Below are 12139 nucleotides of genomic sequence, written 5' to 3'. Positions count from 1 at the left end.
GTTCAAGGTCTAAGCCGCCGCCTGTTGCTGGCGGAAGAGTCACTTCAAGCTCTGGCGGAACTGTGACGCCTGGCGCGCCTGCAAGCTCATCTGGACCTTTAACTTCATTGCCATTACGGTCCGTACTCACAGCTTCACCAACTAATGGTGAACCATCAACAATCGTCGTGCCTGCTGGAAGTTTCGCCTCGTAGCTGCCATCCGGCTTCACTGTGGTTGTAACTTTTTCTGTCACAACATTGCCGTCTTTGTCTACACCTTGAATGGTGATAACAACTTCTGTACCTGGCGCGACGTCTTCTGTTGCACCTGTCAGTGAACCGTCTTTGCCAATCGTTAAGTCAATTGAGCCTGGATCACGGTCTAAACCAGCACTTTCATCGCCTGGAGTTGCTGGATCATCCGTTTTGCCTGTGCCTAATTTGTCTTCCGCAGGGACCGTATTGCCATTGCGATCAATAACTTCAGACTCAACAACTAAGTCACCATCTGCAAAATTTGGTGGCACATCCGTTACGTAATTGCCATCCTTATCAACTTTAACAATATCTTGATATTCAATATTATTCCCATCTTTATCTTTGCCGCTAATAGTAATTTTAACGTCAGTACCTTCAGGGATATTCTCTGTTTTACCTGTAACTGTACCATCTGTATTTACTTTAAGCGTATTAGTGCCATTCGGGATCGATTCTGTCTTATCCTTGTCATTGTGGTCAATAATCGCCGCAGCACCACCAACTACAGCAGCGCCGACCAACCAAGGTAACAATCCAACAAGTTTACTGCCTTCAACAGCAGGCAATAATGCTTCTAATCCTGGAATGCCTTTAAAACCCGATACACCATCAAACCAATATAGAACACACCCATCTTCTTCAAAAACCAAATCTGAAGCGACATCGTCATATGTTATAAAAAAATTCTCAATGACAACAACTTCACCATTTTTTAACTTAAGCACTAAGTTATTGCCATCACGGATAAATTCATCGACGTCATCACGGCTCATTTTAGTATGAACAATAGAAGCTTCGGTTAATGTAATCTGTGTCGCATTTACTGTAGACTTATTTAATGAGTCTTTGTCAATTACAATAAAATTAGTCATATTTTTACCCAAAAACTATATTCTTTTATCTTCAAAAACTTTAACTATTTAGTAATGCCTGTAATTTCGACAGTTACACGGCGGTCAGGCTGTAGACATGCATGTAATGCTTCACGCTGTTTTACATCAAAACAACCATTCGTCACAGGTTGGCCTTTACCTGCGCTTGCAGTTGAAATCACATTCCCTGCCACACCATTTTGAACCAACAGGTTGCGTACTGTGTCTGCACGGTTTTGCCCCAATTGATTGTTATAGCTATCACTTCCTAAACGATCTGTGTGACCAACTAAATTGATGTGGCTTACAGAAACGAAGTTGTTATGAATTTGCGAAGCAACATTCAAGATCTCTTGACGGCCCTTTGGCAGTAAATCATTCAAGGAAGAACCGTCAAATTTAAATAAAGTGTCCGCAGCTAAATCCACTCGTATTGTCTGTTCCTGAGCAGCAACCTGATGCTTCACCTCACAACTTAAAGGCTGACCATTATTGGAAATAAAAGGTTTACCGTCTGTATTGACAGAGAGTACAAATTCATTGCTTGTTAGCTTTCCTACGTTTAAGTCAACATCACAACTTTGGCATGATTCTTCAGTACAGTTTTTTACTTTGAAATTATATGTTTCTGATTTCAATGCATATTGAGCCGAATTATTTATATAAAAATTTCCAGCTTTAACACTATCGATATAAAATTCAATTGGGCAATTTTGCTGTTCTGCTACATCACCCTCACACAGCTTCTCGTCTCGTTTTAATATAATAAGCTGATTAGTTTCTTGCGTTTTTTTCTGAAAACGTAAATCTGATGGCTTCGTATATGAGCTAGATGTGCAAGCCGCCATCCCCAATGAAGCTACAACAGCTAAAAGTGACAATCTCAACATACCCCCCCCTTCTGGACTTAGAATGATTTAAGGAACAATTTCAAGTACATTTGCTGCACAAATTTCTTTCTATGAATCCATTGAATTGAAAGATTGTTATTGTGACACAGCATACATTTCGTCATCTTTATATCAGATTAAATGTGCATTTTGAACATTTATTTTTATGTGAACTGCATCACTTTATAGTTTTATTAGAAATACTTAACTAGATAGTCCTAATTAAACCAAGATTAAAAATCAAATATGTCAACAAGATGCAACTAAATTCCAAAACTTTCTACCTATTCACTTGATCAATATTGGTCGCCATAAAAAAAGCTCATCAAATTTCTATTTTGATGAGCTTTACAAAAATCATACAGAGCACGTGGTATAAAGAACGCTTCTTTACAGCAACCTTAACCTAAAAATTTCAGCTTATTAAAAGCTTTAATAGGTAGACGTGATGTTTACCTAGGTAGTTTATTACGGGAAAAGAATCTACTTAAAAGGCGCAGTCCACTCATATAAGCTAATAAATAACCATATAGACCAAAAATCCACATTGAAATAGGATTTGAAATTACTACAAACTATTTCTTCAATGGTGAACAATCAGAATTATTATTGTTGGGGTTATTTCATTCGTACAAGTTTAAAAAAGCAAGTTAAGCTGCTGCATATGTAGATTTGGTTCCAGTAAATCAGCTGTCTGGCAGTTCGGCCAACAAGCAAAAGTCACTTATCAAAAGCAGATGACAGTAAAATACGCTCAGTATTGTATATGTAAACCTTAACAGCGATTCAATAGAATCCACACATTGAAGCTTTATATCAATAATTATTAAGTCAGGATAAAAATTAAAGGTGTGCTTTAGGTGTTGCAATGCGCAAGCTTATACGTCTGTGTTATGGCGTTTTAAAACATCAGACTGCCTATCAAAAAGATTATTTATTGGTCTAATAATCTCAAAACCTGATTGGTTACCAAGACGGCATCTTGTTTTTTACGGCGTTTTCTAAATAACTGAAAATTATGTACATTACCTTGTGCAATGGCTGTTGATATAATCTGGCTAGTTTTATAGTGAATCGTCAGCTAGGCTTTGATCGTATGACGTTTTTTCTTGCCGCTATAGTAATTTTTCTGTTTTTTTGGGACGTTCTATCGTCATTTCAGTGGCATCAATCACGATAACTTCCCAATCTACACCTTCACCTTTTGGTAACTTTTTAGGTAAATGAAATTTATCGGATTTAATTAAAAGGTTTTCAATCTTTTGAATAATGCGTGAAGCCCTTGATTCATGGATACCATAGGTCATCGCAACATGGAAAAGTGTGCGATATTCGCGCCAATAGCTTAAAGTCATCAACAGCTGATCTTCAAGCAAAAGTATTGAGGGTCTTCCTCGTCGGCTATCACTTTGAGCGGATCTCAATACTTCAAGCATTTCTGCAAAAGTTGAGGGTTGTATTCCGACAAATCTTTTAAACTGCTGGCTTAGCAGTTTTTTTACTTTTGAGTAGTTCATGCAACAACGATAACCGAATACGGCTTATTGATCGGTACGAAAAAACGACCACCAAGTTGGTCATTTTTTGATTTATGCAAGAGGTCTATTTTATAGTATAATCAAAAAATGCAATCATTCTTTATTTTTAATATGTTTGACAAAGTATTAAAACAAATTACCGTAATTTCTGTTGTTTTTGTTACTGGTTGTGGTGAAGAAAATTATAGAGTTGGAGTAACTGTTGGAGGTTCTGGCTCTGGACAGAATACTGGAACTGGTTCGACTCCCCCATTACTATCAGATCCAACTTCCCCTTTGCCATCAACTGGGGATGAAAATGAAATGCAAGACAGGTTCGTTGTATGGACTCCTGTAAATAATATGCATTATTGTGCCCCTTTAGAAATTTCACTTCATCTTGTAAACAAAACAACTAACGAAATACTTCCTGATGGTTACGGAACTGATCTAAGTTATATAGAGCCGAATGATTTACATAATTTACATTTACAAGCACATATTAAGAATTTAAGCTCAGAAACTGTTTACCAATATAATCATGACTGTAAATCCGGCTTTACTTTACAAGATCAAAACCTGATTCCGTTCAATGAAAATATTGAAGTATCTTGTACTCAGAATCAGAGTTTACAAATTTATAAACCGTATGAAGAAAAAATATTTGATCTTAAATATAATTTGCCTTTTAAAGATCAAACATGGACTATCAATTATAGAACTTTTTTCAGCATAAATCGCGTTGTAGATCGACCAAACTCTCAAACTTGCGAGGCTAGGGAAATTTCATTAAAAATTGAAGAAATGTGATGTAAAGTTTTTTAAAATATAATATAAAAACTTTTTAGATGGGCTATAAAGGCACAATGGAAATGGGCTATAAAGGCACAATGGAAAGTAAATTTAATTTGAATGAATCTGATGTAGATGCTTATTTAGTTGATAAAAATAAAGTCCTCTCATCAGAATCTAAATCTACATTAGAATATACACTAAAAGTTATGGGAGAACTTACTCATTGGTTAGTCAAATCAGGAATTGGCTATAGTGAGTTTTCTAATGCGATTCGTCCCCTCTTCTATAATGAGGCTATTAAAGAATTAGAACATCTAGGTCAAAAAAAAACTGACTCTTCGATTAGTTTACTTTCAGGTTTAAATAGACGGGATGTTAGTCAAATTAAGCAAGAGAATGGAGGTAAACATACTATAATCCCTCTGACTTATAGAAATACTATGCCAATCAGCGTGCCTGCTCGAGTCGTTGCATTATGGGTGCACCAAGATTTGCCGTATATATTACCCCTTACTGGTAATGAAAATAGTTTTGAAGGGTTAGTCAAACAAGTTTCTAGAGACAAACATCCCCGATCTATTTTATTAGAGTTACAGAGGATTGGACTAGTAACAGAAGCAGGGGGAAAAGTAATTTTACATCAAGAAAGTTTTACACCTGCTCCTGAAGCTCATCAAGCAAAACAGATTCTGGCTGAAAATTTATCTGATCATATCGCTGCTGGCGTTCATAATTTGACTGAAAATCAAAACTATTTTTTAGAACAAGCGATTTTTGCAAATGAATTGACTGAAGAGTCTATTAACTATTTGAAAGAAAGGGTTGTTGAATTATGGGGGAAATTTTCCAAAAGTTTATTGGCCGAAGCAATAGAGCTTTGCCAAAAAGATGAAGGTCAAATTGATGCAAATCGTCGATTTAGAGTCGGAATTTTTGAGTATGATACAATCGATATAAATAAAAATTAATATCGTAGTCTTTTAATAAGACTTACGCATTATTATTTATAGATTCTCTGTGGTATTAGATGATTTTTATCAAGAATAAAGTCCTGAATGGGTTAGATCTGTACGCCTATTTAAGTGATGTGCTGAAAAGGTTGTCGACAAATAGAAGAATTACTGCCACACCGCTGGAAACCTGAATCGAATTAAAATATAGCTATGGGGTTCAACGGACGCTTACCCTCCTTTTGCTATTTCATCCGCACACAAAAAATTAATCGTTTTTGGAACCGGACAGCCATCACTCTCATAGAAAAATTAATCCGCTCTTTCAGTTATTAGCTTTTAAGATAAAAGGCAAACCATTACCCAAAATTTGCCCATGTGTATTGATACGCCATTCATTGGTTACCGTTAACACTCGTGTTTCAATGCTTGGGTCATAAAAATTAGTAAAATAATGAAAACGTTGATTCGTAGATCCAACCCAATTACGCACGTTTTCAGTCAAAGCATGTTGATATTCTCCATCCACCAAAACATCTGTGGCATTAAGCAATTGTGATGCCCCTTTAAAGCGATCATCATCCAATTCTTCCAGCTGATAACCACTAAACACCATTACTGATAAACCCATTTTTCGGCATGCTTGAGCCACATCAGCCAAACCTTCTGCCTGCAAAAATGGTTCTCCTCCCAGTAAAGTCACCCCCTCAATGCCATACTGTTGTCGATTTTGGGCAATCTGTTCAATAATCATATGTGAATCACACACATCAGCTGGTTGAATTTTTAAAAATTTCCCATTACAACACCCAACACAACGTTTTAAACAACCCTGTACCCAAATGGCAGTACGTAGACCAGGTCCTTCTGCTTGGGTAACATCAATCATTTTTGCTATATTCAACCATGCCATATGCTGATCCTTATTTATTGCTTTTCTTACACAATATTAAAATCAAAAACCTTACCCGCCTGAATTACCTCAATACTCCGGTTTTTCAATTGTTCAGGATATTGTACTTCGGCAAATAAGAAATCTGCCAATGGATCAAATAAATGCTTGGTCAGAACATTGAGGACACCACGCCCGCCATGTTGTTTATTGACTTGATTGATCAAGGTTTGCAAGGCTTTATCTTCATCTTCAAAACGAAATGACTGAATTTGCCATTTGTCTTTTAAACGCTGTTCAAGGGGGTGTAATTTGGAACGCGCGATATTTTTTAAAATTTCATCATTGTCCATAAAATTAAACGGAATAATATTGGCTTCACCAATACGCCCCAATAGTTCAGGGCGTTTTAACTCAGTTTTAAAATGATGTTGTACCGCAGATTGAAATTGTGCTGAGACTTGTTCAGGAGTACTTGGTTCAATTTCGCTTGCGCCAATATTTGAGGTAAACACAATAAAAGTATCCGCAAAAGAAATGGTTTCACCTTTACCATCAGTTAAACGGCCATCTTCCAAAATTTGTAAAAATTTATCCAAAATACGCGGGTGCGCCTTTTCAATTTCATCAAATAACAATAAAGAAAATGGACGATTTTTCACAGCGTTGGTGAGTTGTCCACCTTGTTCATAACCGACATAACCAGGAGGTGCACCCACTAAACGTTGATCAGCATGCTCATGGTTAAATTCGGACATATCAAAACGGATGCAGGCATCTTCATCACCAAATAAAAATTGTGCTAAAGACTTTGCTAATTCGGTTTTACCCACCCCTGTTGGTCCCACAAAGAACAAAGCACCTTTAGGAGTTCGAGCTTTGGCTGAATGCTGTAAACCTGATAAGCCTGTATAAGCTCGGATTAGAATTTTATTGACTGCCTCAATGGCTTGATCCTGACCTTTCACCCGCAGTTTAAGAGTCTCTTTTGTGCCTTTTAACTTGCTATGATTTAACAGCTCCCAGGGAGATTGACGCTTGCCAAAACGATATAAAGACACTAAGTTTTGTAAGTTTAATGTTTCTTGTTGCTGACGTGATAAACGTGCCAAATGATAGATATCTCGAACGGTAAAACCATCGGTCAGCGTAACAAAATCAGTCATGGCTTGTGATTGTGGCAATAGATCTTCTTGTACTTGAAACGCCATTTTTAATGCTGAAATCGCACGTTCACGTTCATGTAAATTAGGTAAGTCAATATTAATTTCCGCAAATAATGGATTATTTAAATATAAGCTTGGTGGTAGGTTACTTAATCCTGAGCATAAAAATACTAATAAACTTTGCGGTTTATCAATTTCATTTGCACTTAAATTGACTTGAGCATCACGGATACTTTTAGAAATTTGTTGTAACCATGCACGCTCGGCATCACTTAAACTGTTAATTTGACCAAACATATAGTTGGACCAATCCACCACAAAAGCGACACGTTGCTGAGATTCAAACATCACCTTTTGCACAACTGCAAAAAAGTCTTTCGGTGTGAGTTCTGTTTGACCTACAGTGCTATTGCTTACCTGAGTTGAAGAATTATCTGCTTCACCCATGTCATAATCATCAGCCTCATCAAATACTGACGACTGAAAACCTGTCGCCTGTAAATCATTCCATTGTTGTGTTGTTACACCTGAAATCCCACCCACACGTGAATAAAACACCACATGCTGAAAGCCTTTTGCTTTTAGGCTATCACTAATGATTTGATTAATCGGCTGTAATTGCCCATTTTTAGCGAAGGCGAGATCAATAATATTACCCGATACCACCAATGCACGGCGTAACATGCTTTGACGCTCAAAATTTTCTAACCATGTTTGAATATGTTGTGTATTCATTTTTATCCTGTTGTTTGCATAAGTGATGATAAATTTATCTGTCTAAAGTGTGATTGATCTTAACCACGTTGCTGTTGATGAGGTGCTAAAGGTTTCATTTCTGCACTTTCATCATCAGGGTTTGACCAAATCACACGTTCATCACTGAGTTCTACGCCATAAACTTCCGATAGTCGTGGCAAGACTTTTTGCATATCTTCTTTACAAGTTTGACCACGATAATTATCAAACTCGTAACGGACTTTACCATCTAACTCAATTTTAAATTTTGCTTGATTGCCAGATGGGCGTTGTGCTTGGATAATCACAATGTCCTGATCCTTTTCTTTCACTCGCTTTGGTTTTAATACGCTAAATCCTGCATTTTGTAAGGACTGATAAACTGCTTTTACCATTTCACGGCGAATACTTTCATCTTCTAAGGCTTGATCTGTTTTTTGCGCCATGCTTTTTACTTGATCAAAACTGACAGCAGGATCATCCATAAGCTTTACTAAATCTGTTTGCAACTGTTGGGTCTCAGCAAGAGGTAGTTGTCCTTCTTTAACATCATCAGCAAGTTGCTGTAATAAGGTTTGTGTTGCTAGCTGTTCAATTTTTTGCTGTTGGCTTTCTCTTTGCTGTTTTGCTAGTTGTTCATAATGTTGTTGAATTCTATCCATCTCTTGATTGATTTGTTCAATACTATAATGACTTCCATTAGCAAAAATCTTTTGGCGTAAGGTACTTAACTCATTTAAAGCCAAATTACGAGCAAGTTTATCACTCCATTTTTGCCAATTGCGTTGCCATGCTTGTTCTAATTCAGCATTTTCTTGTCGACGTTTTTCTGCCAATTGACGTTGTTTTTCTAAGGCTTCAAGGCGTTGGTTTTCAATTTCAATCTGTTGATTGTCACGTGCAAGAGCCCTTAAGCCGTAGATACGTTGTCCGATGCTTAGACTAAGCTCACGTGCAGCAAAAGCATCGGCTGTCAATAAATTACGCATGTGAGTAAGTTGTTTTTTTATTTGCGTAACTTCAACTTCTACATAGGTAGTTAAACCTTGTTCATCTAACTGATTTAACGTGTTTTGATAACGCTCAAGATATTGTGTAGTTGTTTCACGTACTCGTGCCTGAGCAATTTCACGCTCACGTTGTAGGCGGTAGCGTCGTTCATGAATTGCACTCATATTAAAATCCTGTTTAAAATCTTTAATGATATAAATTATTGATATTATTTAATTAATTTAGGCTGATATTCGGATGTAGTGCGAATATTGACTGCTTTTGCCAAATTCCCCATGTTTTTATCTAAACTAAAAAGTTCAGTACTGTTAAATCGGTAAAATAAAGCCACTGAAAGGATTTGTTCATCCGCAGTCATTTCTTGTGCTGTTTTGCTTTTTGCAATGATAGTTACAAACTCATCGTGAGTCGGTTCAATATGTTCTGATGTTAAATGCTCAATAGCACGGATCGCACGTCTCGCTTGCTGTGCTTGCTCGCTAAAGTTATCCCCATCTTGTCCCTTTTTAAGGCCGTCTAGTTCATGTAAGACAACTTGCGGAATCACCACAAAATAATCACGTTCTAAATTATTCAGAGCATCACTATGACGCATCAAATAGCTAGTATCTAATACAGCAATAGGTTTAGCATCTGTGCGTAAAGGTGCAAAGCTTTGTGCAATTCCTTGTTTTAATACCACTAAATGTTTTTGTTGCTTTTGTAGTTTTTCGCAAAGATTCAAAATTTCAGTATGCTTTAGTTGTAGTTTCTCATAACAATCTAGCCAATCGTCGATTAAAGCTAGGGCCTTTATATTTACCTTATTTAAAGAGCTGGAATTAATCTGCTGATTTGGATTGAGCACATCAGGATTAATCTGACTTTTTAAAGATTTTTGTATCTGTATAAGATCAGCAAAGTCTCGATCGAGTGTTGTTCCAGCTTTTTGACCTTTGTCAAAAGCATCATCAAGTAATTTTGCAAAAAAGAGAGGTTCTACCCATTGTGGTGCAAGTTCTAAATGTGCAAAAGTACTACGAAAATCTTTTAATTCAGTAAAATTTGCAATCTGTTGAATTTTGTCTAACCACGTGCTAGCACGTAAACCGGTATTATTCAATTTTTTCATAGCTTCATGCAAATTCATGGCTTCTTTCATCGTTAAATTTGGTGCCTGTTGAATCACTTCATGTTCTGATAAAAAGTAACGTGAAAATGCTAAGACGTCTAAAGTGTTAGTAGTATTCCAATGCATCACTTCATTTTTAATTGTTGACCACACTTGCTCATCACGAAGTTTAATTTTCAAAGCCACCAAACGTGGTTGTTTGGCATAAAAGATATGGGTATTACCTTTTAATACGATTGTCGCTGTTTGATCTTTATATAGGTACAATGCCTGAAAGCCTTGTGGTAAAGCCGTAGTGAATGGCAAAGTTAGGGTTTTACCTTGTAATTTGGCTAATTTTGCTTTTTCCGACAAAACGATTTCTGGTTTATTACTGACTTGGTTTGAGCTTTTTTCAGCATAAACCTGAATCAATGCATTCTCATCGAGTAAAGTATTTTCTGCCAGCGTCACATCTAATACTGATGACCATTCAAAAGTGGGTAAATCATTGTCTATCTGTTGGAACGTTGGGGCTAAAAGATGCTCCCACAGCACTTCATGCTTAGTTTGCTCAAGCCACACACTAAATATTTGCTGTACTTCCGAATTTCCTTTAGCATCAAATCCAAGATGACCTTGCATAGTAAGCGCAATACGTATTGGTAAGCGATGTGCTACTGTCTTAGCCACTAAACTATTAACGTTACTGATATTAGTATTCGGCTTTTTCCATTCAAACTGTTTCTCACTTGCCTGGTTAAGCATGTCACGGATCATTTGATCAATATGCGATATATTTGCTTCAAAAAGCGTTTGAGGCATTACGTAAGGTGCTTGGGTATCATACGGTTTTAATTTATAGTCTTTATCACTAATAAACTGGTTTATTAATGGATGAAATATGCTTTTTAATTCAGCATTTTTATTCTCACTTGGCATTTCATTTTTGTGATATAAATCTTTTCCTAGTGTCGTCACTGTCAGATCTTTAACATGTATGGCTGTTAAATCAGTATCACAACGTTCTAGCATTTCATTATCAATCAAACTGTAAAGTGCTTTTTGCACTAAAAATGCTTCAATTTTAAATTTTTCACATACTTGGCTTAAACTATATTGCCCAAGCATGGTTTTGTATTTCACCGCTAAGTTTAAGAGTAACCCTTCAAAAACACTCGGTTGGCGTATCGCTTGATAATTTACACGCGATTCCATCTGATACACAGGTAGGCTCACTTCAAAACTTTTAAGCAATTTCAACATAATTATTCTCTATAAAATTTAGTTCAAATAGTCATAACGTCTAAATAAAAGTATGACTTAAGCCACCTGTGGTTTTGAAATTTCACAAGCCTGTAGAAATTCCCTTGCTGTACAGACCTGTCCTTCACGATCCAAACGATTAAAGATGTCCTGATAAATTTTACGTTTGCTCGTGCCAGGTTTATCCATATTCGGTAAATTCACATCACGTAACTCCAACATATTACGTGCACCAAATACCATTAATAAGTTTTGTGCACGTGACATTGCGACATTAATAAATTCAAAACGGGCGATATTGGCACGAGATGAGCGTCTGTATTCTTTTGGCTTACCATCATTACGCACTAGACTTATTAAAATGATAGGTTTTTCTTTACCTTGGTAACGGATGACCGTGTTAATTTCGACATGAATGGCATCAAAATCTAATTTGCCACCATTGGCTTTACGAATTTCATCTCGAATAGTTCGGCACTGCGATTGGTAAAAAGACACCACACCAACTTTTTGCTTATTTTTACTGTGATAACCTTGTTGTTTCATTTGTAGATTGATGTTGATTAGAGTTTTAGCAATCAATTTAGCTTCTGTTAAATTGCTACTTTCATCGTCTCTGTAAGACAGTAAGCATCCGCTGAACGCCATCGCCAAGTTTTAACGGGGTTCAGGTTTCCAGCGGTGAGGTAGTAATTCTTCTATTTGGGGCACTTTAT

At 36.6% G+C, this 12139-nt stretch carries 10 protein-coding genes and 1 pseudogene; 3 read left to right on the top strand and 8 right to left on the bottom strand.

Annotation, left to right across the window (positions count from 1 at the left end):
- From NI461_RS13195 to NI461_RS13185, 3 genes are all read right to left on the bottom strand, one after another.
- Nucleotides 1-1111, bottom strand: a 1111-nt coding sequence (locus NI461_RS13195; RefSeq protein WP_253157564.1) for a BapA prefix-like domain-containing protein, incomplete at its 3' end; no start/stop codon positions are given.
- Nucleotides 1112-1155: 44 nt separating this feature from the next.
- Nucleotides 1156-2001, bottom strand: coding sequence for an OmpA family protein (locus NI461_RS13190; RefSeq protein ID WP_253157562.1), 846 nt, complete (start codon nucleotides 1999-2001; stop codon nucleotides 1156-1158).
- A gap of 1115 nt (nucleotides 2002-3116) precedes the next feature.
- Nucleotides 3117-3518, bottom strand: a complete 402-nt coding sequence (locus NI461_RS13185; protein ID WP_253157560.1) for a transposase family protein — start codon at nucleotides 3516-3518, stop codon at nucleotides 3117-3119.
- Nucleotides 3519-3626: 108 nt separating this feature from the next.
- On the opposite strand from NI461_RS13185, the gene NI461_RS13180 reads away from it, so the two are divergent.
- From NI461_RS13180 to NI461_RS13170, 3 genes and pseudogenes are all read left to right on the top strand, one after another.
- Nucleotides 3627-4328, top strand: coding sequence for a hypothetical protein (locus tag NI461_RS13180; protein WP_253157558.1), 702 nt, complete (start codon nucleotides 3627-3629; stop codon nucleotides 4326-4328).
- 80 nt (nucleotides 4329-4408) lie between these two features.
- Nucleotides 4409-5281: a DUF6502 family protein gene (locus NI461_RS13175; RefSeq protein ID WP_253157569.1), complete on the top strand. Its 873-nt coding sequence runs from the start codon at nucleotides 4409-4411 to the stop codon at nucleotides 5279-5281.
- Between the two features lie 68 nt (nucleotides 5282-5349).
- Nucleotides 5350-5467: pseudogene (locus NI461_RS13170) on the top strand (transposase domain-containing protein); the annotation flags it as partial.
- A gap of 121 nt (nucleotides 5468-5588) precedes the next feature.
- Here NI461_RS13170 and NI461_RS13165 read toward each other — a convergent pair.
- Genes NI461_RS13165 through NI461_RS13145 form a run of 5 tightly spaced genes read right to left on the bottom strand, consistent with a single transcriptional unit; the run spans nucleotide 5589 to nucleotide 12071 of the window.
- Nucleotides 5589-6176: a 4Fe-4S single cluster domain-containing protein gene (locus tag NI461_RS13165; protein ID WP_253157555.1), complete on the bottom strand. Its 588-nt coding sequence runs from the start codon at nucleotides 6174-6176 to the stop codon at nucleotides 5589-5591.
- 26 nt (nucleotides 6177-6202) lie between these two features.
- On the bottom strand, nucleotides 6203-8056 hold the full coding sequence (locus tag NI461_RS13160) for an AAA family ATPase (protein WP_253157552.1): 1854 nt from the start codon (nucleotides 8054-8056) through the stop codon (nucleotides 6203-6205).
- A gap of 59 nt (nucleotides 8057-8115) precedes the next feature.
- Nucleotides 8116-9231 (bottom strand): hypothetical protein, encoded by a 1116-nt coding sequence (locus tag NI461_RS13155; RefSeq protein ID WP_253157550.1) that lies wholly within the window; start codon nucleotides 9229-9231, stop codon nucleotides 8116-8118.
- 44 nt (nucleotides 9232-9275) lie between these two features.
- Entirely contained in the window at nucleotides 9276-11423 is a 2148-nt protein-coding gene (locus NI461_RS13150) for a PIN domain-containing protein (RefSeq protein ID WP_253157547.1), read from the bottom strand.
- Between the two features lie 57 nt (nucleotides 11424-11480).
- Complete coding sequence (locus NI461_RS13145; protein ID WP_253157567.1) at nucleotides 11481-12071, bottom strand: C-terminal helicase domain-containing protein; 591 nt, start codon at nucleotides 12069-12071, stop codon at nucleotides 11481-11483.
- Between the last annotated feature and the right edge of the window lie 68 nt (nucleotides 12072-12139).

Origin of the sequence: Acinetobacter sp. S4400-12 (assembly GCF_024129495.1) — a bacterium.
Classification (GTDB): Bacteria; Pseudomonadota; Gammaproteobacteria; order Pseudomonadales; family Moraxellaceae; genus Acinetobacter; species Acinetobacter lwoffii_C.
Note: the sequence above shows the minus strand (reverse complement) of the source record. Positions and strands in the feature narration are given on the sequence as shown.